Raw genomic sequence first — 26,765 nt, 5'->3', positions numbered from 1 at the left:
GCAAAGGAAAAAATGAATTAAATTAGGTTAAAAATAGAATCCACTGCTACATAGCGTTCTACAGTGAAGCCTTCTGCATATGATACGCCAATAATACGACCAAGATCGGCTGCCCGGTACGAAATACTGTCTTTAAAATTCTTATTCGAAATAGGTGTGGACGGCTCTTTACTTGACGGATCATAAAACTGAGAGGCGTATGCCATTACACTTTTTATTTTAGTATCCATATGATCACTGACATCAACAACAAAGTCAGGTTCTATGTTCTTCCACTGGATATAGTGATACACATGTTTTGGTCTCCATGCTTGCTGAGCATTACCATTTATCTGAGTCTCGATTCTTCTCAATCCAGATAAAAAGCAAGCATCACTGGTAAGTTTACTTCCTTTACCATGATCAATATGCCGGTCTGTTACCGCATTACATAAAACAATTTCCGGCTGGTATTTTCTAATGATTTTAATAATTTCTAACTGATGAAATTCGTCATTGATGAAAAAACCATCTCTAAAACCAAGATTTTCACGAACAGAGACTCCTAGTATATCAGCTGCATTTCTGGCTTCCTGATCTCGTATTTCTGGGGTTCCTCTGGTTCCTAATTCTCCTCTGGTAAGGTCTAAAATTCCTACTTTTTTTCCATTACTAATTTCTTTGGCAATAGTTCCGGCACAACTTAATTCCACATCGTCAGGATGCGCTCCTATAGCGAGAATATCTAATTTCATTCACTTATTTTTTTAGTCTTTACTAGTTCTTTTTTAGTTTCGTTAATGGCTTGTTGTATATCTGCGATTATATCTTTTTTATTTTCGATTCCAATACTTAGTCGTAATAAATTGTCTGTAATTCCTTGTTGTAGTCTTTCTTCTGGTGATAATAAAGCATGTGAGGTTACTGCTGGTGATAAAATGGTACTTTCTACTCCGGCAAGACTCATGGAGCTTTTTATTAATTGCAGGTTTTTCTGAAAAAGAGCAGGACAAATGTAGTTCTGTAGCTCAAAGGATACCATACCGCCATATCCCTTCATTTGTTTTTTAGCAATATGATGATTTGGGTGTGTTTTTAGTCCAGGGTAATAGATGGTTTTGACATCTTCATTTTTATGAAGCCATTTTGCGACTTGTTTTGCATTTTTATTCTGTTGTTTTACTCGAAGACCAAGTGTTTTTATACTTCGTTCTAACATCCAGACGGTAAAATCACTTAAACTACCACCAAGATTGATTCCTAATTGGAAGATCGTGTTGATGTTTTCTTTTGTAGATACAACAGCCCCTGCCAGAATATCACTATGACCTCCCAGATATTTTGTTGCAGAGTGAATGACAATGTCAACTCCAAGATCGATCGGGGTTTGATTGACAGGAGAGGCAAATGTATTGTCAATCATTGTGGTGATACGATGTTTTTTTGCAATCGATGTGACAGCAGTAATATCTGTAATGGTTAACAAAGGATTAGAAGGTGTTTCTATATATATAACCTTGGTATTGGGGCGTATTTCTTTTTCGAAGAGATCAATATGATCCACATTGACGAATGTATATTCGATTCCATATCTATGAAACTCCTTTTTTACGAGATTAGCAGTTCCTCCATATAGTGTTTGTTGTAAAATAATGTGATCTCCTTTTTGTAAAAAGGCGAGAAGAGTAGTGCTTATTGCTGCCATTCCACTCCCGAAAATCAATGCGTTTTCTCCATTCTCTAATCGGGCAATTTTTTTACTTAATGCTTCTTGATTAGGAGTGTTAAAATATCTTGGATACCTCTTTGTTTCTACTTCTTCAAAAGCATATGAAGTAGATAGGTAAATAGGAGAGATGGCACCGTTGAACTGGGAGTCTTCAAGTTGTCCCCAATGGGTGCAGATTGTGTTAAATCCTTTCTTAGTTGAGTCCATATAATACGAGCTAAAAATATGCTCTAAATTACTACTAAAAAGGTATAAAGACGAATTTCATAAAAGAAATCGAAAATGATACGCTTACATAAGCTTCATCTTACTTATGTTTTTCATGATTGTCTGGAAAAATTGTTGGGTGTCATATGGTTTTATGATGACATCATTCATTCCGACAGATAATGCCTGATTTCTCACTTCCCCTTCTTCAACTGCTGTGAGGGCAATTACAGGAATATTAGGGTTAAATTCCCGAATTATTTTTGTAGCGTCTAATCCGTTCATTTCCGGCATATTGATGTCCATTAAGACAAGATCGAATTTTTCACTTCTTAATTTTTCTATGGCATCCATTCCATTGCTGGCTACATCACAGGTATACCCCTTCTTTTTCAGGATGTTCTGAGTGACAATTTGATTGATTTTGTTATCATCGACAATAAGAACATAAAAATTAGAAGTGCCAATACTAATAGCTTCTCCGGTTTTTAGTGCTATTTCATGAGCTTTAATTGCCTTTTCGTAAGTTAAATCAAAATAAAATTCAGATCCGACACCCTCTTCACTGATAATATGAATTTCACTATCGTGTAATTGGATTAATTTTTTGACAATAGCAAGTCCCAGCCCCGTTCCTTCGTATTCCAGATTTTGGTTTTTGACCTGGGCAAAATTATCAAAGATAGTTTTTTGTTTGCTTTTTGGAATACCAATACCATTGTCTTTTACTGTAAAACGAAGTTTATAGACATTATTTTTATATTCCAGGCATTGTACTTTGACCCAGATATTTCCATCTTTTGTGAACTTTAACGCATTCCCGATAAGGTTGATTAAAATTTGAGATAGTCTTACAGAGTCTCCTAATAATGTACTGTTGATTTTAGGATCAATATCGATTAATGCAGTATTGTTGTTGCTTTTTTGTTTGGTGTGTAAAGAATTTACGATTCCTTCTATAAGCGATCGTAAATCAAATGAAACTTTCTCCAGCTTAACTTCATTAGTTTCTATTTTACTTAGTTGTAATACATCGTTAATTAATGCCAATAAATAATCTCCAGAGAATTTTAAAGACTCTAAGTATTCATTTCTTTTTTTCTCTTCCGGGTTTTCCATTAATAGCGAAGTTAATCCGATAACTCCATAGAGGGGAGTTCTCAATTCATGGCTTACGGTAGAGATGAATTGTGATTTTAAGGTAGAGACTTGCTCGGCAGCTTCTTTTGCAATTAGTAGTTCTTTGTTTTTCTCAAGAAGGTCGTTATTTAGCTTTCTTTTTTGTGTGTTATTTTTGTAGGCGCTTAATAAAAAAGCCATTGATATGAGAATAAGGATAGTTCCCAGTGCAATAATGATTCGCCATTTTATAACCTGAGAAGCACGTTCTGCTTTGTCCTCATCTGCTTGTTTGATTTGTTCTTTATATTGTCCTACCTGATATTTTACATTTGCTTTTTGTAGTTCTATAATATTTTTTAGGTTAATTGCCTTTAAGAGGTTGTCTACATATTCCTGTTGGTAGTCATATGCAGATTTGAAATCTCGCTGAATATAATACAGCATTGATTTTGCTTTGTAAGCAGTCGCTAGCTGTTGATAGAAATTAGAAGTAAGTTCATTGTTTTTACTCTTATCATTGATACTAGCTTCTCTTTTGGAATGAAAGATGGCTTCCTTTAAGTATTTTTCTGCTTTTTCGTAGCGTTCTGTGCTGATATAATATTTTCCTAATAACACATGTAATCGTACCTGATCCAGACTGGAGGTGTGATTTCCGATAAGCTTTTTGGCAGGAGATAGATAATTATATGCTTTGTTATATGCTTTGCGATTAATGTATAAGCTACTGAGATTCAGTAAAGGACGGATCATCCTAGACGTATCATTAAGTCGTACAGCAAATTTATAGGATTGATTATAATAATGAATTCCTTTCTGATAGGTGTTTTTATCCTTTGAGTATAAACGAGCCAGATTGTTGTACAGATCTGTTTCTAAAGGTTTGTTTTTTGAAATTTGAGAGTAAGTAAGTGCTTTTAGGTAATTGGATTTAGCCTCGTGGTCATCTTCATTGATTTCATAGTTTTTGGCAATAATCGTATGAATGAGTCCCTTACTTTTAGAATCGTCATTAAAAGCCGCATTTTGTAATGCAATTTTGGCAATTTCCAGCGATTCATCGTATTTGTATTGATCCTGTAATTTTTCAGCTTTTTTGATATACAAATGAATGCTATCAGCACTCAATGAGTTTTGAGCTCTAGAGTTTTGTAGATGACAAACAAGAAAAATAGTAATGATGTACGTAAAAAAGTTTTTCAACTTATGCGGTTTTCAAGTAAACTAGTTAAGCGAAAATACAAAAATTGATGTAACAAAGTGTAAATCGTCGTAATTAATGTGCAATTTATCTATGTTTTTGTAAGAAAAGAGGTTTTTGCGTAGGTTTTTGGGGTTAATAAAGTTGTTTATTAGGAAAAACTATCAGTACATAAAAAATAAAAATTGTTTCGTTGTTTGAAGCCATAATTCAGCTGTATATTTGTGATCGAAAAAAATATTAATACAAACATTAAAAAAAACAGAAAATGGCAATTGTAGGCAAAAAATTTCCAAATCTTGAAGTAGATGCAATGAACGATATGGGCGATACTTTTAAGATTAATGTTTTAGAAGAAGCAAGAAAGAATAACAAAAAAGTATTGCTTTTCTGGTATCCAAAGGATTTCACTTTTGTATGTCCAACAGAACTACATGCTTTTCAAGAGGCGCTAGGAGAATTCGAAAAAAGAAACACAGTAGTAATAGGAGCGTCTTGTGATACTCCAGAAGTACACTTTGCTTGGTTGAATACTTCTAAAGATAATGGAGGTATCGAAGGTGTAACATATCCAATTTTAGCAGATTCTAATAGAAACCTGGCTAGTACATTAGGGATATTAGACATCACTAATGAGACATATAATGAAGAAACAGGAGCAGTATTGGTAGAAGGAGATAATGTTACTTATAGAGCAACTTACCTTATTGATGAAGAAGGAACTGTATTCCACGAAGGAGTAAATCACATGCCAGTAGGAAGAAATGTAGCAGAATTTTTACGTTTGATAGATGCATACGCTCACGTACAGAAAAACGGAGAAGTATGTCCTGCAAACTGGGAAGAAGGAAAAGATGCAATGTCTGCAAATAGAGACGGTGTAGCTTCTTACTTAGCTTCTCACTAATAAAAAAAACTTTCCGGGGTTCTCAAGAGTCCCGGAAAGTCAAAAAAATAACAAAAAAAAGAATTATGATAGAAGAATTAAAGGAAGATAATTTAGCAGACGTAGTAGGTGCCAATGATACAGTTGTAGTACAGTACTCTGCGACATGGTGTGGTAATTGTAGAATTATGAAGCCAAAGTTCAAAAAATTATCGACAGAAGTAGAAGGAGCAGCATTTGTAATTGTCGATGCAGAAAAATTTCCAGAGTCCAGAAAAATGGCTACAGTAAATAACCTACCAACTTTTGCCGTGTTTAAAGGAGGAGATTTTGTAAATCAAGTACAGACAAATAAATATGATGTTCTAAAAGAATTAGTAAATGAAGTTACCAGTAATTAAGCACCTCACTAATTTTATTGAGGAAAATGACGAAGATTTTTTAGTAGAAACGATAGAAACACTAGAGGCATTAACAGAAGTCCCTTCCTTAAAGGATGAAGAATTAGATGTTATAGGAGAGTTAATATCTAATATGTACGGAGCCCTGGAAGTGGATAAAATGATCAAAGAAGGAAGTCCTAAAAAAGAAGCGTTAAATACTTTTATGAAACGTGTCTTAGGATCTATAGATACCTAAGTATAAAATACCTACTAGATAGGAACATGAAATGTATCATACTATATCTTTATATATGATACATTATTGTTTTATACGAATTACAAAATAAAATCGTTCTGCTTTTTATAAGATTTTATGTAGATAAAATGCATAATCTTATTAATTTTATATCTAAAAATTAAAACAATAACAACATGGCTTCAATTACACTAAAAGGAGACACGATTCACACTTCTGGAGTACTACCAGAAAGAAACACACAAGCACCGGATTTCGAACTGATAAATGCTGATTTATCAGTGACAAAACTTTCTGACTATAAAGGGTCGAGAGTTGTACTTAATATCTTCCCTTCTGTTGATACAGGAACCTGTGCAGCATCTGTAAGAGCATTTAATAAAGAAGCAAATAATCTAGAAAATACCAAAGTTCTTTGTGTATCCAGAGATCTGCCTTTTGCACAAGCTAGGTTTTGTGGAGCAGAAGGATTAGAGAATGTCGTAAACCATTCTGATTTTAAAGATGGGAAATTTGGAAAAGATTACGGGGTAGAGATCGTAGATGGTCCTTTACAAGGGTTACATTCCAGAGCTGTAGTCGTGCTAAATGAAGAAGGTACGGTTATGTATACAGAGCAAGTGGCTGAAATCACAGAAGAACCAAATTACGCGGCCGCTTTAGAAGTACTGTCATAAAATTATATGGGTAATATTACCAAATTTATTCAAGGACGTTTACGGGGAACCAAATATGCTGTAAAAGGAGCCTTACTGTTATTAAAAACAGAACCTAGTATTCAGGTTCAGGCAGGTATAGGTGTTGTAATGACAATAGCGGGATTTTATTTTGAAATTACCGCTACCGAATGGATATTACAAACTTTTGCCATTGGTCTAATAATGAGTATTGAAGGGCTTAATACTGCAGCAGAAGCTATTGCAGATTTTGTCCATCCTGATTACCATGATAAAATAGGATTTATTAAAGATGTAGCTGCAGGAGCAGTGTTTATTGCAGCAGTTACAGCGGTTATTATTGGTGGTATTATTTACCTCCCGTATTTGTTATAGAAATTTTTTTAGCTTTTTTACGTTCCTTTATAGATATTCGTATTTTTGCGATAAGACATCAATAAATGGCTAAAAAAAAGACAACCACTAAAAGAAAAAGCACAAAAGGGTCTAAGACCACACTAAAAGAAAAGTTAACCTTCTCAAGACAGCAAAAAGTTGTTTTGGGAAGTTTTCTGTTTTTTTTAGGAATAGGTTTGTTTTTTGCTTTTATATCTTTCTTCTATAATTGGAAAATAGACCAAAGTGAAATATCTCAATTCGGGAACAGAGAAGCAGAAGTAAAAAACTGGCTCAGTAAATTCGGGGCATCAGTTAGTCACTTTTTTATTTTCAAAGGTTTTGGAATATCTGCATTAATCTTACCAGTCTTAATATCGCTGTCCGGAGTTTATCTCTTTTTTGATTTGAATAGAAAAAAATTGGCGGGATTTTGGTTCTGGGGGATATTGGTGATGTTGTGGATTGCTGTTGTATTCGGTTTTATAGAAAAAGAAAACGGGCTATTAGCAGGGGTAATCGGATACGAAATTAATGATTTTTTGAGAGACTATATCGGTTTTATAGGTACGGTATTGGTACTCGCTTTTCTTGCCATAGTCTATATCGTAGTAAGATTGCAATACACTCCTGAGAAAATTGCTGTTTCACTAAAGAATTTAGAAAAGAAACAACCTCGCAAAAAGACTGAAAATACAGCTGTAGCGGAAGAAATTCAACCGGTTGTAGAAGAAACTCCCGAGATTACAGAAAAAAACGATATAACAGCTACCAAAAACACAGAATTGGAAGTAGAGGCAAGTTATGTTCCTGTAGCAGACACCACTATTTCTATGGCTGTAGATACTACTGTTGAGCAAAAAGAACCAAAAAATGAAACTGATAAAATTGTCATAAAATCAGAAACAGATCCTGAGGACATTGCAATGGAAGTGGAAACTGTTGTAGAAGAAGAAGAGGTTGTAGAAAGTCTGAGCGAAAAACTGGTTCAGGATTTTGGAGAGTTTGATCCAAAATTGGAATTAGGTAATTATAGGTTTCCTACTATTGATTTGCTCAAAGACTATACAAGCCAACTAGGAGGAATTACGATAGATCAGGGAGAGTTAGAAGAAAATAAAAACAGAATTGTAGAGACATTAAAGAACTACAAAATCGAAATTGCTCAGATCAAAGCTACAGTTGGTCCTACGGTAACTTTATACGAAATTGTACCAGAAGCAGGAATTAGAATTTCTAAGATTAAAAACCTGGAGGATGATATAGCATTGTCTCTGGCAGCACTGGGGATTCGTATTATTGCCCCGATTCCGGGAAAAGGAACTATTGGAATTGAAGTTCCTAATAAGAAATCGACCATTGTATCTATGCGCTCTGCAATTTCTTCTTCTAAATTCCAGAATGCCGAGATGGAGCTGCCACTATCATTAGGTAAAACAATTTCGAATGAGACCTTTGTTGTGGATCTGGCAAAAATGCCTCATTTACTTATGGCAGGAGCTACCGGGCAAGGTAAATCCGTTGGTCTTAATGCTATCTTGACATCGTTGTTGTATAAAAAACATCCGGCAGAAGTCAAGTTTGTATTAGTAGACCCAAAGAAAGTAGAACTTACGTTGTTCAATAAAATAGAAAGACACTTTTTAGCAAAATTACCAGATACGGAAGAAGCAATTATAACCGATAATACGAAGGTTATAAATACGCTGAATTCATTGTGTATTGAGATGGATGCCAGGTATGATTTGCTAAAATCAGCAATGGTTCGAAATATTAAAGAATACAATGCAAAATTTATAGCCAGAAAACTAAATCCAGAAAACGGGCATAAGTTTTTACCATATATAGTATTGGTTATTGATGAGTTTGCAGACTTAATCATGACAGCAGGAAAAGAAGTAGAAACTCCCATTGCCAGATTAGCACAATTAGCCAGGGCAATAGGAATTCACTTGATTATTGCTACTCAACGACCTTCTGTAAACGTGATTACGGGGATGATCAAAGCAAACTTCCCTGCCAGAATAGCATTTAGAGTAACCTCCAAGATTGACTCGAGAACTATCTTAGACTCAGGAGGAGCAGACCAACTGATAGGTAGAGGGGATATGTTGTATACCCAAGGAAATGACTTGGTTAGGATTCAATGTGCTTTTGTGGATACCCCAGAAGTAGAACGTATTACTGAATATATCGGAGGCCAAAAAGCATATCCAGATGCACATTTGCTACCTGAATATGTAGGTGAAGAAAGTGGCACGAGTATTGATATAAGTGTAAGTGACCGGGATAAATTGTTTGCCGAAGCAGCAGAAGTTATCGTTACTGCACAGCAAGGTTCAGCCTCTTTATTACAGAGAAAGTTGAAATTAGGATATAACCGGGCAGGAAGATTAATAGATCAATTAGAAGCAGCAGGAATTGTAGGACCATTTGAAGGAAGTAAAGCAAGACAAGTTTTAGTTCCGGATTTGACAGCCCTTCAGAAACTTCTGGATGAAGAAGGTTGATCGTAAAAAAAGAATATAATTAATATACAATACCATAAGCATAAAATGAAAAAGCTATTATTAGTACTATTTATTACAACTGGATTTACAACCATGCAAGCACAAAGTGCCAAAGACTTTTTAAACGAAGTCTCTGCAAAAGTAAAAAGTTATAATAATATTGTTATAGGATTCAAGTATGCAATTAATAACCCAAAAGAAAATGTATCACAGGAAACTAGAGGAGATGTTACGCTAGAAGGAGAGAAGTATATTTTAAACCTTATGGGGGTTAAACAATTATTTGATGGGAAGAAGTTACATGTAATTAGCCCAGAAGATGAAGAAATCAATATCTCATCATATAGTGAAGACGATGACAATAGTATTACTCCATCAAAGATGTTGACTTTTTATGAAGAAGGGTTTACCTATAAAATGGATATTGTACAGAATGTTAACGGAAGAAAAATTCAGTTTGTAAAGTTGGTGCCGATTGATTCTAAAAGTGATTTAAAAGAGATTTTATTAGGAGTTGATAAGCAAACAAAAAATATTTACAAATTGATTCAGGCACAAAATAATGGGACAAATGTAACTTTTACAGTAAATAGTTTTAAAACCAATCAGCCCTTATCAAAAACATTATTTACTTTTGACAAAACAAAGTATGAAAATTACTATATCAACCATTTAGACTAGTTACATCATTGAAAATAATTGATAGATATATTTTAACGTCTTTTTTAAAGACGTTTTTTCCGCTTTTTATAATTATAATGTTTATTCTTTTGTTGCAAACCATCTGGTTATTCATATCAGAGTTGGCGGGAAAAGATTTAGACTTTTCAGTAATTATGAAGTTCCTGACTTTCGCGACTCCTAGGTTAATTCCTATGGTATTACCATTAACCATTCTTTTGACTTCTATTATGGTTTTTGGGAATTTTTCAGAGAACTATGAATTTGCTGCTATGAAGTCTTCGGGAATTTCATTGCAGCGGGCTATGAGAATGCTTACAGGGTTTATGATCCTTGTTGGTTTAGGAGCTTTTTGGTTTTCCAATACGATTATACCGGAATCAGAAAAGAGGTTTATCAATCTGAGAAAAAATATTGTAAAAGTAAAACCAGCAATGGTTATTACCCCGAATCAATTTAATGATTTGGGGGATATTAATATACGGGTTTCTGATAAACATGGAGATAATGACCAGTTTCTGACAGATGTGATCATTCATAAAAAATCCGTCAGACCGGGTAATTATACCGTGATAAAAGCGGTAGAGGGAGAGTTGCAGGGGAGCAAAGATTCGGATTTGATTACTTTGGTACTTAAGGATGGTAACTATTATGAAGATATACAGGAGAATAAGCCAAACTCAAAAAAGAAACTCCCGTTTGTAAAGACACACTTCAAACAGTATGTATTAAATATCGATTTGTCAGAAATAGGAAATGTTGATATGGATGCTCAGCAATATAGTAAAGGGCATAATATGCTCAATGTTGCAGAGTTAAAAGAAGAGATTGATACAATATCATCTACTTATAACCTGAAAAGAAAGTCACTACACACTGAAGTAGATGTGATAATAGGGGCAGAAGGGCTAAACAAAAATATTAAGATCGATACACTTCAGGCATCAAATGATACCCTGAACCTCGAAAAATATTTTACAGCACGACAGAAAGTAGAAATAAGTAATAATGCAATATCCAGTGTTGATGTGGTCCTTAGAAAAATTACGTCATCCAAGAAGAGTCTTACGTTCAAAAAGAGAGCCTTAAATAAGTACGAAATGTCATTGCACGATAAATATGCATTGGGGATTGCTTGTGTCTTATTGTTTTTTGTAGGGGCCCCGTTAGGAGCAATTATAAGAAAAGGAGGATTAGGGCTCCCGATAGTAGTAGGAGTTGTATTGTTTTTAGTGTATCACTTTATAGGGATTTTTGCTAAAAATGGGGCAGAAGAAGACGGAATTCCTCCATTTTTAGGATCCTGGCTGGCTACCTTTGTTGTCTTTCCTCTTAGTATTTTCCTTACCTACAGAGCAACGAGAGATAGAGGCTTTTTTAATTTTGACTTTATAACCGTTCCAATAAGAAATTTCTTCGTAAAACGATTCTCTAAAAAGAAGAAATAGGATTCTTTTTGAATATCTTTGCGATTAAATAAATTAAGATTTAAAACATGTCAAAAATTACCGAAACTAAAGCGGATATCAAACTGAATACTATACAAGAAGCAATAGATGATATTCGCAAAGGAAAGGTTATTATAGTGGTAGATGATGAAGATAGAGAAAATGAAGGTGATTTTATAGCAGCTGCAGAAAAAGTAACTCCGGAAATGATCAATTTCATGGCGACTCATGGAAGAGGATTGATATGTGCTCCGCTTACAGATGATCGATGTGATGAGTTAGATTTGCAGATGATGGTTCAGCATAATACAGTACTTCATGAAACACAGTTTACAGTTTCTGTCGATCTAAAAGGTCATGGATGTACTACCGGAATTTCCGTTCATGATAGAGCTAAGACAATCAAATCTCTAGTTGATGAAAGCACAAAACCTAGTGACCTAGGTAGACCAGGGCATATTTTTCCGTTGAGAGCTAAAAATGGAGGCGTATTGAGAAGAACGGGGCATACTGAAGCCGCAGTTGATTTAGCACGTTTAGCAGGGCTAAATCCAGCAGGGATTTTAGTAGAAATATTAAATGAAGATGGTACAATGGCGCGATTACCTCAATTGGTGGAAGTGGCCAAAAAGTTTGACCTGAAACTAATTTCTATAGAAGACCTCGTAGCCTATAGAATGCAACATGATTCATTGATCGAGAAAAAAGAAGACTTTGATATTCAGACGCGATTTGGAGCCTTTAGGTTAAGAGCTTATCAGCAAACAACCAACAGTCAGGTACATATTGCACTGACTAAAGGAAGCTGGAAAGAAGATGAACCGATCCTGACCAGAATTAATTCTACCTTGTTTAATAATGATATTTTGGGGACGCTAACCCATAATGCTGATGATCGTCTGGCAGCAATGTTCAAGAGGATTAATGACGAAGGAAAAGGAGCAATCATTTTTATCAATCAGGAGAGTCAATCCTTTAACCTGTTAAAACGTTTGGCAGGATTAAAAGAATTGCAGACAGGGAAAGAAGTTGTCAAAGCACCAAAAATGACGATGGATAGTAAAGATTTTGGAATTGGGGCTCAGATCTTACACGATCTCAATATTCATAAACTACGATTGGTTTCTAACAGTGAACAGCAAAAACGCGTAGGAATGATAGGGTATGGATTAGAAATAACAGAATATGTAGGATATTAATATAATACCCTACATATTTATATGATTATAGTATTATTATAAGATACTTGCAAGGGCTTCTACCATTTTAGAAGCCCTTTCTTTTACTTCATTTTCTGACCACCCTACTTTTATAAGGCAAGATATGGTTCTTCCCATCCAGGCATCACTTGCTGGGAATGCTTTGTTATTTCTTTGCAGTCCAGAGACAATATCATCAGCATATTTTATAAGAGAAGAGGGAGTTAACAAATGTTCCCATTTTTTGTAATAATGCCAATTGTTGTCATACCAATAAAAACAAGCATCTACACCGTGTTCACCAAGTGTTTTATGAGCCTTTCTGGCGATGTTCTCATCTGGTAAGAAGAAGCTTAAAAATGCATAGCTTTCCACACCGGTATCAGGAACGCTTCTGAATGATACTTCCGGGATTGTTGCCAGGGCAGAGCGGAGGATCGAATAATTCTTCTGCTGTAGAGAGATTGTATGATCAAGCTTTCTCAACTGTGCAATTCCAACAGCGGCATTAAGTTCTGAAATACGGTAGTTGTATCCTAAAAAAGGATGGGATTCTGCTCCTCGGTCATTACCAATATGATCGTGTCCGTGATCGTGATATTTATGCGCATGATCAGCATAGGTGTCATTATTAGTGATGACAGCTCCTCCTTCCCCGCAGGTAATGGTTTTGACAAAATCAAAAGAGAAACAACCCAGATCTCCATAGCTTCCCAAAGGCTTTCCTGCATAGGAACCTCCAATAGCCTGACAAGCATCTTCCAGCAATAGTAATTGGTGTTTGTCACAGATGTGTTTTAAGGAAGCTAAATCAGCCATAGAACCACACATATGTACAGGCATCACTGCTTTTGTTTTTGAAGTAATAGCAGCTTCTACTGCGGCAGGGTTTAACGTAAGTGTATCGTCAATATCACATAAAACAGGAATTGCTCCGGTAGCTAAAATAGCTTCAAAACTAGCTACAAAAGTAAAGGTAGGCATGATCACTTCATCTCCATATCCAATACCGGCAGAAGCAAGTGCTACTGTTAGAGCGGCAGTTCCACTGGAAACTACCTGAGCGTGTTTTACCTTCATTTTAGCAGCTAGATCCTGTTCTAGCTCTAATGCTTTATGATGCCCATTTCTCATAGGATCAAATCCATAGCGCATTAATACTCCGTTGTCTAAGACGTCTTGAACCTCTTTTCTTTCTTCGTTACCAAATAACTCAAATCCTGGCATGTATTGTTGTTTTAATTTGTAAACTCTATTTTTTTAAGAATATTCTTTTTGTGTTTATTATAAAGCAGTTCTTCCTAAAAAGAAAAAAACTCTTTTCAACAAAAATATTGAAAAGAGTTTTTATTATTTAGTTGTATGTTTCTAAAACTACTATTTTTTTAACATATCATGAATAAATGAAAAATAACCGGAAGGGTCTCTCAATTGGCTGTAAGCACTGATAGTACCGATAATTTTTTCTCTGGAGTTAAAAACTATAATTTTAGGAAACGTTTTTTCTTTATTAAACTTTTTGATTAATTGCGAATTTAACTGGCGCTGTTCTTCTGTAATAATGTCTTCTCTTCTGGGATAATCTACCTCTAGTAACACAAAGTCCTTTGCCGTTTTTTTAAACTCAGGAGAGTGAAAAAAATCTTCTTTTAGCATTTTGCAGGGAGCACACCAATCGCTTCCAGTAAAATACATGAGAATAGGTTTATGTGTTCTTTTTGATAGTTTCTTTGCAGTATCAAAATTGGTTACCCATTTTAATTCTCTATGCTGAGCAGTAAGGAGTGTGGTGGACGTTATTAGTAATAAAAAACACAACTTTTTCATAGTTTACGACTTAGGGGATATAAACAAAAATAACATTTTATTTAAATTATTCGCAAACACCTTGCCAATTAATAGTTTTACAGATTAATTACAATTTCATCCAGTGGTTTACGCACTTTTTTCATGTCAGAAAACATATCATCATCAGCTCTGTATCCTACTGGTAATGCTAATACGGAACGAAGACCTCGTTCTTTTAATTTTAATACTTCATCGTACTTAGCAGGAATAAACCCTTCCATTGGACAAGAATCAATTTTTTCGAGCGCACATACATTTAGTAAATTCCCCAGTGCTATATAAGCTTGTTTGGATGCCCAGGTAATGATATCCTCTTCAGACTTTTCTCCAAAAGAAGTTATCAATTGATTTTTGAACGGATCAAGGATCTCATCAGGAGTATTCCGAATGTTTTTTACCGTATCAAAGTACTTGTTAATATATTGTTCTCCAATATTTGTTTCAATACAAATAACAAATAAGGGAGAAGCATCACTAACTTGTGATTGATTCCAGGAATGTTGCTTTAGTTCCTCTTGTAATTCTTTGTTGTTAATAACCAATAGCTTTAGAGGTTGTAACCCATAAGAAGTAGCAGTTAGGTTAAAAGACTCTACAAGGATATCTATTTTTTCTTGTGGAAGTGTTTTGGTATTGTCGAATTTTTTAGTCGCATATCGCCATTTAAGACTATCAATAATATTCATTAGAAGTTTTTTAGAATCTATCACAAAGATACTAGGAATAGGGCTACCTTTGAATTTTTTTACAGTATGTTAACTTAGTAGAGGTATTTAAGTAATGGAAGAACGAATAGAAAAATCAGAAACAAGAATCTTTAAAGCAGTATTTCCTAATACAACAAATCATTATGAAACTTTGTTTGGAGGAACGGCACTACAATTGATGGATGAAGTATCTTTTATTTGTGCTACCCGGTTTAGCAGAAAGAAGGTAGTGACAATTTCTACAGATAAGATTGATTTCAAAAAACCAATTCCTGCGGGTTCTATAGTAGAGTTAGTCGCTAAGGTAGTAGTTGTAGGACGAACAAGTTGTTCGGTTCAGGTAGATATTTTCAAAGAAGATATGTATAGTGATGAACGGGAAAAAGCAGTAACTGGTCTGTTTAAGTTTGTAGCGATTGATCAGGATAAAAAACCAACGCCAATCATTTGATCATACAACAGATAAAAAAGTGCCTATAATTCTCTTTATAGGCACTTCTGTTTTATCGTATTTAAGGAAGTTAAATTTATTTTTTGTTAACCAATTGCTTGATTTTAATATTAAAAGCAGCAAATAGTAATGTCATAAATGGACTGATGTAATTAAAAATAGCAAAAAAGAAGTAATCTGCTACCGGAACACCGAGAACTCCACTTTGGTATGCCCCACAGGTATTCCAGGGGACTAACACAGAAGTAACTGTTCCAGAATCTTCAAGAGTACGACTTAAGTTCTCAGGAGCTAGCCCTTTTTCTTTAAAAGCTTTGGCATACATTTTTCCGGGAACAACTATGGCTAGGTATTGATCAGATGCGGTAACATTTAATGCGAGGCAACTAGCAACTGTACTGGCAAAAAGTCCGAAAATAGAATCGAATAAGCTCAATAATGCTTTACTAATCCTGGATAGAGCCCCAATGGCATCCATGATACCACCAAAAACCATCGCACAGACAATAAGCCAAATAGTACCCAACATCCCATTCATTCCTCCAGAAGTAAACAAATCGTTTAGTTCTTCACTACTAGTTACAACCGCAGTATCTACAGTCATAGCCTTCATAACGCCTATATAGGCAGTTTTGAAATCCATAATCTTGCTCTCTGCTATGCTCATAACAATTTCCGGTTGAGCGATAATGGCAGCGATTCCTCCTAATAAAGTTCCTATTAATAAAGCTACAAGAGGAGGCGTTTTTTTTATGATCAGACCGATAACGATAACAGGAACAATAAATAACCAGGGGGTGATATTAAAAGCATCTCCAATTGCAGTTAATTGTTCCCCGATTTCCGGAGTTCCGGTAGTGTCTAATGTCAGACCTATGATGATAAAAATAATAAGAGTAATGATAATAGTGGGGACTGTTGTATAAGTCATATATCGGATATGAGAAAACAATTCTCCTCCAGCCATTGCAGGAGCTAAATTCGTCGTATCAGAAAGAGGAGACATTTTATCTCCGAAATATGCTCCAGAAATAACAGCTCCAGCTGTCATTCCAGCTCCAATACCTAAGGTGTCTCCAATACCTATTAATGCAATTCCTACGGTAGCTGAGGTTGTCCAGGAACTCCCCGTAGCAATGGATATGATTGCACAAATAATAACACAGGCAGCTAAAAATATTGTAGGGTTTAATATTTGAAGACCATAATAAATCATTGTTGGAATAATACCACTAATCAACCAGGTACCAGCCAACGAACCTACCATTAATAAGATAAGAAGTGCTACGGCGGTTGATTTTATATTATTCGCTACTTCTTCCATCATTTGTTTATAGGATACCTTGTTAAAAAAACCAACGATAGCAGCAACGGCAGCTCCTAATAATAAAATAAACTGATTACTACCGCTTAGCGCATCATCTCCAAATGCAAAAGATACATTGTAGAATAACATTCCTACCAAAATAATGATTGGTAGAAGGGCTTCCCAGATGTTTAGTTCTTTATTTTTAATGATTTCTTCGTCTTGAGGCTTAGAAGGAGTAATATTTTGACTATCCATATATAGAATTCGTAATTAAAAAGATGTAATGTTACGATATTATTAAAATCTATGCAATGAATTTTTTTAAACAACAGCCTGTTTTTAAAACACTTCTAAAACTTAAAATGTGTTAAAATAGTTAATTTTGTGTATTTTATCGACTAATAATGTTTTTTATCGATTATTTCGATTTATTCATAATGTTATTTTAATGTAAACATATTTGTTGGTCATATATTTGAAGTGTAAAAAAGAAAGAAAATTAAATTTTATTGTTTTTAGTGTTTTTTTTGCCCCTAGTGAATTAACCTTACTGTGATTAAATTACCCCCAATGTGAATTGACCTAGCTAATTTAAATTCACTTCCCCAAATGGTAAAGCCTCTCCCCCAGAGGCTTTTTTTTATTTCTGATATCTTAGTAACTTGTTAGAAAAATACTCTATGAATTCACTTCGTTTCATCGCATTAGAATTATTCGTATTATTCGTATTGCTGCCCGTTAGCTTTTTGATAACGTATCCTTTTGTTATTAAAGCAGGAGTAACTCTCCTAGCATTTGGGTATGTGTTATGGGGTATAAAGAAAAGAAAAGTATTTAAGAAGAAAGAAGAATGGAGAAACACAGGATTTTTTTGGAGAGATACACTATTTAAATTTCTGATAATTGCAATCATCACCACAGTGTATGTATATCTTGCAGCCCCCCAGCATTTATTTTTTATTCCTTTAAAGAAAACCGGATTATGGTTAATTATTCTTTTGGTGTATACTTTTCTTTCCGTGCTACCTCAGGAAATAATATATCGTACGTTTTTTTTCGAGCGATACGCTTCTTTGGTAGATAATAAATGGTTGTTTATTTTTATCAATGCTATTTTATTTTCATTAGCACATCTCTTTCTGAAGAGTCCTCTGGTTCAGATAATAACTTTTATAGGAGGATTGTTGTTTGCATTTACATATCTGAAAACCAGGTCAACAATACTTGTCTCTATTGAGCATGCATTATATGGTTGCTGGTTGTTTACAGTAGGCATGGGGGAGATGTTAGCATTTCCAGGAATAGAAGGATGATATTCAGAGATATTAAAAAGACAGAGGCATCTATATGTGATGCCTCTGTGATGTTTTTACAAAGTATTTAAATACTGAATAAGTGCTTGTACGGCCTTTCCTCTGTGACTTATTGCATTTTTTTCTGATAGCGGGAGTTCTGCAAAAGTTTTATCATGCCCCAGCGGTTGAAATACCGGATCATATCCAAAACCTTGGCTTCCGGTTTTCTGAAGTGTAATTTCTCCACTGCAAATACCTGTGAATGTCTCTTTTGTATCTCCTATGATTAGGGATATAACAGTTTTGAAACTTGCAGTTCGATCGTTTTCAGAGGCTAATTCAGTCAGTAGTTTATCCATATTAGCATTGGCGTCTTTTTCTTTACCTGCATAGCGGGCAGAATATACACCAGGAGCTCCGTTTAATGCCTTGACCTCTAATCCGGTATCATCAGCAAAACAATCGTAGCCATACTGTTCTTTGACATACATAGCTTTTTGTAAGGCATTCCCCTCTATAGTAGGGGATGTTTCGGGGATATCTACATCACAGCCTATATCGGCTAGGCTTAGAATCTGTATATGATCCGGTAAAGCAGCCTGTACTTCCTTTACTTTGTTTTTATTATTAGTAGCGAAAACTAATTTCATATAAAAATGGTTATTTTATTAATCATATTGAGCATCAAACTCTGTTTTCCATTTGCCCTGGACCTTTAAGACTTGCTCTATAACGTCTCTGACACAACCTTTTCCTCCTTTTTTATTAGATACATATTTAGAAACTTCTTTAATTTCTGCAACAGCATCTTGTGGGCAGGTAGGAAGTCCTACTAACTCCATTACAGGCAGATCAGGAATATCATCTCCCATATACAGAACATTTTCTGATTTGATATTATAAATATCCAGATATTCATCTAATTGTTCTACTTTGTGATGAGCACCGAGATAAATATCAGTTATTCCCAACCCTCTTAGTCGTTTACGAACCCCTTCATTTGTTCCTCCAGAGATAATGCATACATTATACCCCTGTTGAACTGCTGTTTTTAGGGCATAACCATCTTTAATATTCATTGTTCTAAGTAGTTGTCCGTCAGTGTGTATTACTACAGTACCATCTGTTAATACACCATCCACATCAAAAATAAAAGTTGTGATATGGTTTAAATACTCTTTATAACTCTTTTCCATATTTTGTTTGTATCGCTTTTGTAAAAGTTGAATAAAATTCTTTTTGAGAAGCAACTGATAATGTATTCAGGTGTTTCTCTATTGTTTTTGTATCGTTTCGTAATGCAGGCCCTGTTTGTGCTTTATCGGGGGGCATTTCTTTTATTTTTAGAGCTGTTTCCTCGATTAGTCCATGTAGAATTTCAAAAGGAATATGATGCTCCTGACAAATATCATGGCCTATGGAAAATAAGTGATTAGTAAAATTATTTACAAATACAGCTGCCACATGAATAATACTTCGTTTATGAGAAGAAATGGGATATACCTTCTTAGATAAAAAACCGGCTAAAGAGCTTAATAATTTCTGATCCACTGGATTGTCAGATTCAATACAAAAAGGTACTTGTTCGAAATTAATTTCTTTTCCATGACTAAAAGTTTGTAATGCGTAAAAAACACCTCTGTTATTTTTTGGATCTATAACATCGATGGACTTCCCCCCTGAAACATGGACAACCAATCTATTGGTAAAAGGGAGTTGTTCCGATACCGGTTGTATAGAATCATCGCTAATTGCTAGGATATAAACGTCTGCATTCTTTAATTGGGAGAGATCGGTAGTGATATCCTCTTGTGCCTGAGCATCATCGAGTAATATTCCTTTTCTGTTATAGCACTGTCTGATAGTAACTTCTGGAATGACTTTAAAAGCCGTATACAGATGTTTTGCTACTTTTCCTGATCCTAAAATAATGACATTTATCATGAGGCTAAAATAATGAAGATGTTTCAAATATTATCAAGGGAAGATGACTTCTGTTAAAACAATTAAAACTGTATGGTTTAATTCGATAAATCCTCTTAAATGTCCTAAATTTGCACAGTTTTAAAAAAGAGATATTATGCAAGATAAGTTGGTGAGTATTTTATTCTCCACAAGATTAATGGCGGTTTTATTTATTGTATTTGCAGTTTCTATGGGGGTTGGAACACTTCTGGAAGATGCACATGGGACAACAGCAGCGAGAATTTGGATATATAATACCTGGTGGTTTGAAGCAATTATGGTATTTTTTTGTATCAATTTTTGTGGGAATATAGTTCGATATAAACTGTATAGAAAAGATAAATGGGCAACCTTGATTTTGCATTTATCTTTTATCCTGATTCTTGTCGGAGCTTTTGTTACACGATATATTAGTTATGAAGGTGTAATGCCGATACGAGAAGGAGAGACTACAGCTACTTTTTTATCCGAAAAAACGTATCTGACAGCATTTTTGGATGGAGAGATTAATGGAGAACCCAGACGTAGAGTGATCTCTGATGATATGGAATTTGCAGCAGCTACCGACAATCATTTCGTAATTCATACAGATTATAATAAACAGCCAGTAACCATCACTTATAAGGATTATATACAAGGTGCTGAAATGGGATTGGTCGCATCAGAAGATGGAGAAAATTTTCTGAAACTGGTAGAAGCTGGAGGAGGAGAACGACACGATCATTTCTTAAAGGAAGGAGAAGTAGCAAATATTCATAATATTCTAATCGCTTTTAATAAACCAACTAAAGGAGCAATTAATATTAGTTATGGAAAAGGAGAGTATTATATAGAGTCTCCTTTTGATGGTACTTATATGCGAATGGCTGATCAGTTTAAAGGAGAGGTTATAAAAGATAGTGTACAACCGTTAATGCTTAGATCATTGTATCAAACAGCAGGAATGCAATTTGTGATTCCTGAACCGGTTCAAAAAGGAAAATATGACGTTGTACCTATAGAAGAAAAAGCAAAAGGGCAACAAGATGCATTGATATTAGATGTTTCTTCTAATGGAGAAACAAAAGAAGTAAAGCTGTTAGGAGGAAAGGGATTTGCTAACAATATGAAGAAATATCAAATAGGAGGGTTGGATATGTATTTTAGTTATGGGTCGAAAGAAATGAAACTTCCGTTTTCTCTAAAACTTAATGACTTTATAGCCGAAAAATTCCCGGGAACAGAAAAGGCCTATAAAGCATTTAGAAGTAAAGTGGAAATTGTAGAGGAAAACTCTTCCGAGCCTTATGAGATCTATATGAATCACGTATTAGATCATAGAGGGTATCGTTTTTTTCAATCATCATTTGATGCAGATGAAAAAGGAACTATTCTATCGGTTAATCACGATTTTTGGGGAACCTGGATTACCTACATAGGATATATCTTATTGTATGTAGCATTGACATTAATTTTATTTGTAAAAGGATCAAGATTTAAAGAAATAGAAAGAAAACTTGACAAAATAAAGAAAAAGAAAAGCCAGCTATCTCTGATTGTGGTACTGCTCTCATGTAGTTTCTCTTTTGCACAACAAGGAGGGCAACATGAAGGGCATGGACAAGTGGCTCCTACTAAAAAACAATTAGATTCTGTCATATTAGCAAATGCAGTAAGTAAGGAACATGCAGCAAAATTCGGAAGTGTTGTAATCCAGGATGAAAGAGGGCGAATGAAGCCTGTAAATACATTTTCTTCAGAGTTATTGAGAAAATTAAGCAAGAAAGATACTTATGAAGGACTAACAGCAGATCAGGTTTTTGTCTCTATGATCGAAAACCCTTTTATATGGTACAGTGTTCCTATTATTGAGATTCAAAGAGAAAATGATAGTATTCGAAAAATATTAGGCGTTCCTAAAAGTGAAAGAAGAATTTCCTTAATCGACCTTGTAGAGCCTGATGGAACCTATAAACTTACTCCCTATTTAGAAAAAGCAAGTAGTACCACAACTCCGAGTAGTTTTGAAAAAGATTTTCTGAAAACACATGAAAAATTTTATTTGCTTAATCAGGCATTAGGAGGGGGGATTCTGCGCGTTTTCCCGGTACCGAATGACGATAATAATAAATGGGTTTCTGTTCCGCAGTTAAATGAAGTAAAATTTACAGGAATGGATTCTGTGTACACAAGACAAATTATCCCTATTTATAGGCAATCCCTGCTGGAAGCAAGAAAAACTGGAGATTATAGTAAACCAGATAAGTATGTAGAGAGTATTAAGAGTTTCCAGAAGAAATTTGGAAGTGAAGTATTACCATCTGACCGAAAAATAAAAGCAGAAATAGCATTAAATAAATATGATATATTTAGAACACTATATCGGTATTACCTTATATTGGGTGTTTTATTAATGGTAGTGGTGATTGCCAGAATTTTTAGAGATTCCAAAATAATAAAAGGATTGATATATGGAATAATTGGTATTATCATTATTACTTTTATCATGCATACTGCTGGGTTGATTATCAGGTGGTATGTTTCCGGGCATGCTCCCTGGAGTGATGCATATGAATCGATGATTTATGTAGCATGGATTACTTTAGGAATGGGATTAGCACTCGGAAGAAAAAGTGATTTGACAATTGCGGCTACAACTTTTGTGGCAGCAATTATATTGTTTTTTGCTCATGAAAACTGGACAGATCCTGCTATTGCTAATTTACAGCCAGTATTAGATTCGTATTGGGTATTGATTCATGTATCTATTATTGTAGGAAGTTATGGTCCTTTCTTTGTAGGATGTATATTGGGAGTTATCGCTCTTATTTTAATGATTATGACTACCGGGTCAAATAAGAAAAAAATGGATCTAGCCATTAAAGAATTAACCATTATTAATGAAATGGCGTTGACAATTGGTCTGGTCATGCTTACTATAGGAAATTTCCTTGGAGGAATGTGGGCAAATGAAAGCTGGGGGAGATACTGGGGATGGGACCCGAAAGAAACCTGGGCATTAGTGAGTATTATGGTATATGCTTTTGTGATTCATATGAGATTAGTTCCTGGTCTGAGAGGAAAATGGCTCTATAATTTTATTTCAGTGATCGCAGTATATAGTATTCTGATGACATATTTTGGAGTGAATTTCTATCTCAAAGGATTGCATTCATATGCTAGTGGAGATAAGGTAATCACCCCAAATTCGGTGTACTATTCCATTATGTTTGCAATCGTATTAGGAGGAGTCTCTTATTGGAAATATAAGAAACATTATAAAAAATCATAAGGAGAAGAGAGGAGATAATCCTCTCTTTTTTTTAACCAATTGGAATTTTCTTTCCCAAGTACTTTGGTTGTTTTCCAATAAGTAAGTCAATGATCATTTTTACTCGAGCGAAACGCTCCCGAATCTGAGTTTTCAAACCATAATGAATGTTGACATCTCTAGCATTAAAACCAATAGCATTGATTCCTTTATTTTCAGCAATAAATATTGCCCTTTCGTTATGGAATTTTTGTGATATGATGGTAAACTTTTGAAGGGTGAAAATTTCTTTTGCTCTGATAATAGAGTCTAATGTTCTGAAACCGGCGTAATCTAGGTAAATACGAGAAGCAGGAATGCCTTTTGTAATTAAATCATTTTTCATGGTGGTAGGCTCATCATATGTATTCGTTCCATTATCCCCACTTATAAGAATGTAATCAATTTTTTTTGCTTTATAAAGAGCTACCGTTGCATTGATTCTGTAAGTATAATAAAGATTAACTCTGCCGTTTTGTAGAAATTTAGTTGTACCTAACAATAGACCTACTTTATTTTTAGGAATGCTAGTAATCGTGTCATATGTTTTTTCTGCAGTTTTATCAATTACTATTTTATTGGCTTTGTATAAGCTTATAACCGAAAAAATCGAGATAATAATTAGAATGAATAATAGTTTTTTTCTTTTTTTCATAGAAGTGCATAAGTATATGGGAGGGGATTTGTTTTTCCAAAGAAAAGAAATAATATTTTAACCCCCCATTTATATACTAATACAAATAGGGGGTAAAAAGCTTCATATTTTTTAATTACGCAGGAATCATCGGTTAATATATATATAACCTTTTAATGTTTTGACTACACCAGGTTCTGGGATATAGCTTATTACATAATAATAAGTTCCCACTGGAAGCATGTCTTTTTCTTTAAAGGTCGCTCTAGAACTAGAAATTCCTGTAAAGAACGTATCGTTTTTTCCGTAGTTTTTAGCAGTATATACAACAACTCCCCATCGGTTATATATTTCTACAGTATTTTCAAATTTTTCGATCCCTCTAATCGTAAAAACATCATTGTCTCCATCTCCATTGGGAGTCATTCCTGTAAAAACTTCAATTCCATCTTCTGCATCTGGAATTGTACCATTAGGTTCCAAATAGTCAGGAATTCCATCTCCGTCTGTATCTTGAGCATCTGTGGGGATTCCGTCTCCGTTAGGGTCAGGGTTTTCATCGATAGTTAACAGACCATCATTGTCATCATCTATATCCTGAAAATCAGGAGTTCCATCTCCATCTGTATCTTGTATGGTATATGAAGTTTCGCCTCCATCAGGGTTATTTTGAACACTATCAGAGATTCCGTCTGTTCCCCAGGGACCTTCGATTCGACCATCTCCATCTGTATCTGTACCTCCATGTCCTGCTTCTATATAATCATAAACCCCATCTCCGTCTGCATCTAAATCGAGACTATCAATAATACCATCATTGTCAGTATCCAGAAACGGATCACCATTTTGTTCATCTAGATCTGTAATTCCATCGTTGTCATCATCTAAATCTTCTGTATTAGGAAGTCCATCTCCATCAGAATCAAGATAGCTGATCGTTGGGTCTTCAGGGTCATTATCGTTATCCGTATCCGTATCTGTAGGGTCTTCAGGATCATCAGAGTCTTCAGAAATAAATGTGGTCCCGTTTGGTAAAGACGCTTCAACGGTGGCAATATTACTTACGAGTTCTTCATTGATATCTTTTTGTGTTATGATATATTCCCCTGTAAAGGAATGAGACATTCCTGGAGCCAGATTATCTAATGTATTCCCTCCTATAAAGGAAAGGATAGGGTCATCAATAATCAGATTATTAAGTGTAACATTTCCCGTATTAGTTACCGTAATTGTATACACTAGAATATCTCCAATGGAACGATACATTTTTTGATTTACAGTTTTCACAATATCAATTGTTCCGAATTGAGGAGTATGGGTTGTTGTTATATCATCAGGATCCCCATTACCATCAATATCAACATCAGTATCATCTTCTGGGTTATCAGAAAGGTCCGTAACAGTACTGCCATCTGGAGCTATAGCGTCCACAGAAGCTGAATTATGGACACTTCCGGCGTCTAAGTCATTTTGGATAATAGTATGAGAAGCAATTACAGATACAGTCTCTCCAGGAGCTAATGTTGCAATAGCAGAGGGCTGAATACTTCCGATATCAGCATTATCATCAGTGATTACAACATCCGTGAGTGTAACATTTCCTGTATTAGTTATAGTTAATGAATATGTAATAACTTCACCAACTTCATCCCATAATCCATCAGGAGCAGGGTCCGAGACCTTTAATAAACGAATACTTGGTTCTTGAATAAGTGTCGTAATTGTTGGATCATCAGGTGTCGTTGTATCAGGATTATCGGAGTCATCAGTTGCTATATTACCACAAATGTCTGTTCCTGATACCTGAGCTACGTTACTAACAAAACCATTATCTAAATCGTCTTGTGTAATAAAATGACTGGCAGTGATAGTATGGCTGTCATTAGCATTGATAGCGGCTATTGAAGAAGTACTTAGAACATCTGCATTATTATCTGTTATGGTAATGTTTTGCATCAATACTTCTTTAGGGTTCTCTATGGTGATTTCATACATAATCGCCTCTCCTAGGGTATCATAAGCCCCATCAGTAGCAGGAAGTGTTCTTTTCGTAATAACTAATTCAGGAACAGGGGAGATAATTACTTTAAATACATATGGGTCTCCCACGCAGTTGTCAGGTGATGTAGGCGTGATTGTATAAATCACTTCCTGTTCCAAATCAGTTGTATTAGAAAGTGAATCAGTAATTGAAGAAGAAGTCGAAACGGTTGTAGTTTCTCCACTAACATTAGGGTTATCAGTTGCTACCCAGCTAAAAGTAGTTCCCGGAACATTCGTATCCAACGTAAGATCATGATTTATAGCTGCATCACTACAAATAGTTTCTATAGGAGCAATTGCTACAAATGGTTTTGGGTCAATTGTAACAGTAAAAATGTAATCGTCTCCTTGGCAGCCATCTGGGCTAAAAGGAGTAATAGTGTAGGTTACGGTTTGTACATCTCCACTGATATTGATGAGTTGGTCAGCGATTATTGGAGTTGTTGAGGGAGTTATTGTTTCTCCTGTAATATTTGGGTTATCATTGGCAATCCAGTTGAAAGTACTTCCTGGGATGTTCGTGTCAAGCTCCAGATTATGGTTAAGAATCGTGTCACTACAAATAAGCTGT

24 protein-coding genes are annotated in these 26,765 nt (G+C 34.9%); 12 read left to right on the top strand and 12 right to left on the bottom strand.

Annotated elements, in window-relative coordinates; genetic code table 11:
• Positions 1–17: 17 nt before the first annotated feature.
• The 3 genes from bshB1 to ACFSTE_RS20690 all read right to left on the bottom strand — a co-directional run bounded on the left by bshB1 (position 18) and on the right by ACFSTE_RS20690 (position 4,240).
• The gene (gene bshB1, locus ACFSTE_RS20700) at positions 18–734 is read right to left on the bottom strand and encodes a bacillithiol biosynthesis deacetylase BshB1 (RefSeq protein ID WP_176030672.1); all 717 of its coding nucleotides are present in this window, start codon (positions 732–734) and stop codon (positions 18–20) included.
• Positions 731–1,915 (bottom strand): trans-sulfuration enzyme family protein, encoded by a 1,185-nt coding sequence (locus ACFSTE_RS20695; protein WP_378254284.1) that lies wholly within the window; start codon positions 1,913–1,915, stop codon positions 731–733. Before ACFSTE_RS20695 ends, bshB1 begins: the two co-directional genes overlap by 4 nt.
• Positions 1,916–1,999: 84 nt before the next feature.
• Positions 2,000–4,240, bottom strand: coding sequence for a tetratricopeptide repeat-containing hybrid sensor histidine kinase/response regulator (locus tag ACFSTE_RS20690; RefSeq protein ID WP_176030670.1), 2,241 nt, complete (start codon positions 4,238–4,240; stop codon positions 2,000–2,002).
• A gap of 266 nt (positions 4,241–4,506) precedes the next feature.
• Here ACFSTE_RS20690 and ACFSTE_RS20685 point away from each other — a divergent pair, with 266 nt between their 5' ends.
• From ACFSTE_RS20685 to ribB, 9 genes are all read left to right on the top strand, one after another.
• Positions 4,507–5,145: a peroxiredoxin gene (locus tag ACFSTE_RS20685; RefSeq protein ID WP_176030669.1), complete on the top strand. Its 639-nt coding sequence runs from the start codon at positions 4,507–4,509 to the stop codon at positions 5,143–5,145.
• 65 nt (positions 5,146–5,210) lie between these two features.
• Positions 5,211–5,525 carry a thioredoxin family protein gene (locus tag ACFSTE_RS20680; protein ID WP_176030668.1) on the top strand — a complete coding sequence of 105 codons (315 nt, stop codon included), beginning with the start codon at positions 5,211–5,213 and terminating at the stop codon, positions 5,523–5,525.
• The gene (locus ACFSTE_RS20675) at positions 5,506–5,763 is read left to right on the top strand and encodes a DUF6952 family protein (protein WP_378254287.1); all 258 of its coding nucleotides are present in this window, start codon (positions 5,506–5,508) and stop codon (positions 5,761–5,763) included. Before ACFSTE_RS20680 ends, ACFSTE_RS20675 begins: the two co-directional genes overlap by 20 nt.
• Before the next feature lie 176 nt (positions 5,764–5,939).
• Positions 5,940–6,440 (top strand): thiol peroxidase, encoded by a 501-nt coding sequence (tpx, locus tag ACFSTE_RS20670; RefSeq protein WP_176030666.1) that lies wholly within the window; start codon positions 5,940–5,942, stop codon positions 6,438–6,440.
• A 6-nt stretch (positions 6,441–6,446) separates the two neighbouring features.
• Positions 6,447–6,815: a diacylglycerol kinase gene (locus ACFSTE_RS20665; protein ID WP_378254289.1), complete on the top strand. Its 369-nt coding sequence runs from the start codon at positions 6,447–6,449 to the stop codon at positions 6,813–6,815.
• 65 nt (positions 6,816–6,880) lie between these two features.
• Positions 6,881–9,325, top strand: coding sequence for a DNA translocase FtsK (locus ACFSTE_RS20660; protein WP_378254291.1), 2,445 nt, complete (start codon positions 6,881–6,883; stop codon positions 9,323–9,325).
• Between the two features lie 45 nt (positions 9,326–9,370).
• Entirely contained in the window at positions 9,371–10,006 is a 636-nt protein-coding gene (locus ACFSTE_RS20655; protein WP_378254293.1) for a LolA family protein, read from the top strand.
• Between the two features lie 8 nt (positions 10,007–10,014).
• Positions 10,015–11,454, top strand: a complete 1,440-nt coding sequence (locus ACFSTE_RS20650; protein WP_378254295.1) for an LptF/LptG family permease — start codon at positions 10,015–10,017, stop codon at positions 11,452–11,454.
• A 47-nt stretch (positions 11,455–11,501) separates the two neighbouring features.
• Positions 11,502–12,653, top strand: a complete 1,152-nt coding sequence (ribB, locus tag ACFSTE_RS20645) for a 3,4-dihydroxy-2-butanone-4-phosphate synthase (protein WP_176030661.1) — start codon at positions 11,502–11,504, stop codon at positions 12,651–12,653.
• 36 nt (positions 12,654–12,689) lie between these two features.
• On the opposite strand, the gene ACFSTE_RS20640 is transcribed toward ribB, so the two are convergent.
• The 3 genes from ACFSTE_RS20640 to ACFSTE_RS20630 all read right to left on the bottom strand — a co-directional run bounded on the left by ACFSTE_RS20640 (position 12,690) and on the right by ACFSTE_RS20630 (position 15,187).
• Positions 12,690–13,880 carry a DegT/DnrJ/EryC1/StrS family aminotransferase gene (locus ACFSTE_RS20640; protein ID WP_378254297.1) on the bottom strand — a complete coding sequence of 397 codons (1,191 nt, stop codon included), beginning with the start codon at positions 13,878–13,880 and terminating at the stop codon, positions 12,690–12,692.
• A gap of 150 nt (positions 13,881–14,030) precedes the next feature.
• Positions 14,031–14,480: a thioredoxin family protein gene (locus tag ACFSTE_RS20635; protein WP_378254299.1), complete on the bottom strand. Its 450-nt coding sequence runs from the start codon at positions 14,478–14,480 to the stop codon at positions 14,031–14,033.
• Between the two features lie 77 nt (positions 14,481–14,557).
• Positions 14,558–15,187 (bottom strand): NAD(P)H-dependent oxidoreductase, encoded by a 630-nt coding sequence (locus tag ACFSTE_RS20630; RefSeq protein ID WP_378254301.1) that lies wholly within the window; start codon positions 15,185–15,187, stop codon positions 14,558–14,560.
• 94 nt (positions 15,188–15,281) lie between these two features.
• Between ACFSTE_RS20630 and ACFSTE_RS20625 the strand changes: the two genes are divergently transcribed.
• The gene (locus tag ACFSTE_RS20625; RefSeq protein WP_176030657.1) at positions 15,282–15,659 is read left to right on the top strand and encodes an acyl-CoA thioesterase; all 378 of its coding nucleotides are present in this window, start codon (positions 15,282–15,284) and stop codon (positions 15,657–15,659) included.
• 76 nt (positions 15,660–15,735) lie between these two features.
• Here ACFSTE_RS20625 and nhaC read toward each other — a convergent pair whose 3' ends face one another.
• Positions 15,736–17,223 (bottom strand): Na+/H+ antiporter NhaC, encoded by a 1,488-nt coding sequence (nhaC, locus tag ACFSTE_RS20620; RefSeq protein ID WP_176030656.1) that lies wholly within the window; start codon positions 17,221–17,223, stop codon positions 15,736–15,738.
• A gap of 425 nt (positions 17,224–17,648) precedes the next feature.
• On the opposite strand from nhaC, the gene ACFSTE_RS20615 reads away from it, so the two are divergent.
• The gene (locus ACFSTE_RS20615; RefSeq protein ID WP_378254303.1) at positions 17,649–18,281 is read left to right on the top strand and encodes a CPBP family intramembrane glutamic endopeptidase; all 633 of its coding nucleotides are present in this window, start codon (positions 17,649–17,651) and stop codon (positions 18,279–18,281) included.
• A gap of 56 nt (positions 18,282–18,337) precedes the next feature.
• On the opposite strand, the gene ACFSTE_RS20610 is transcribed toward ACFSTE_RS20615, so the two are convergent.
• From ACFSTE_RS20610 to ACFSTE_RS20600, 3 genes are read right to left on the bottom strand one after another with little or no spacing between them, the layout of a single operon-like run.
• The gene (locus tag ACFSTE_RS20610; RefSeq protein ID WP_176030654.1) at positions 18,338–18,913 is read right to left on the bottom strand and encodes a non-canonical purine NTP diphosphatase; all 576 of its coding nucleotides are present in this window, start codon (positions 18,911–18,913) and stop codon (positions 18,338–18,340) included.
• Positions 18,914–18,931: 18 nt separating this feature from the next.
• The gene (locus ACFSTE_RS20605) at positions 18,932–19,459 is read right to left on the bottom strand and encodes a KdsC family phosphatase (protein ID WP_176030653.1); all 528 of its coding nucleotides are present in this window, start codon (positions 19,457–19,459) and stop codon (positions 18,932–18,934) included.
• A complete protein-coding gene (locus tag ACFSTE_RS20600; RefSeq protein WP_378254306.1) occupies positions 19,443–20,207 on the bottom strand; it encodes a Rossmann-like and DUF2520 domain-containing protein in 765 nt (254 codons plus the stop codon). The genes ACFSTE_RS20605 and ACFSTE_RS20600 overlap by 17 nt, the downstream gene beginning before the upstream one ends.
• A gap of 136 nt (positions 20,208–20,343) precedes the next feature.
• Here ACFSTE_RS20600 and ccsA point away from each other — a divergent pair, with 136 nt between their 5' ends.
• Positions 20,344–23,499 carry a cytochrome c biogenesis protein CcsA gene (gene ccsA, locus ACFSTE_RS20595; RefSeq protein ID WP_176030651.1) on the top strand — a complete coding sequence of 1,052 codons (3,156 nt, stop codon included), beginning with the start codon at positions 20,344–20,346 and terminating at the stop codon, positions 23,497–23,499.
• A 31-nt stretch (positions 23,500–23,530) separates the two neighbouring features.
• On the opposite strand, the gene ACFSTE_RS20590 is transcribed toward ccsA, so the two are convergent.
• Together ACFSTE_RS20590 and ACFSTE_RS20585 are read right to left on the bottom strand one after the other, a co-directional pair.
• A complete protein-coding gene (locus ACFSTE_RS20590; protein WP_378298378.1) occupies positions 23,531–24,172 on the bottom strand; it encodes a SanA/YdcF family protein in 642 nt (213 codons plus the stop codon).
• Between the two features lie 126 nt (positions 24,173–24,298).
• On the bottom strand, positions 24,299–26,765 hold a 2,467-nt coding region (locus tag ACFSTE_RS20585; protein ID WP_378298377.1), incomplete at its 5' end, for a DUF7507 domain-containing protein.

Origin of the sequence: Aquimarina hainanensis, from assembly GCF_042684685.1 — a bacterium.
Taxonomy (GTDB): Bacteria; Bacteroidota; Bacteroidia; order Flavobacteriales; family Flavobacteriaceae; genus Aquimarina; species Aquimarina hainanensis.
The sequence above is the reverse complement of the archived record's forward strand: the minus strand, read 5'-3'. Positions and strand labels throughout refer to the sequence as shown.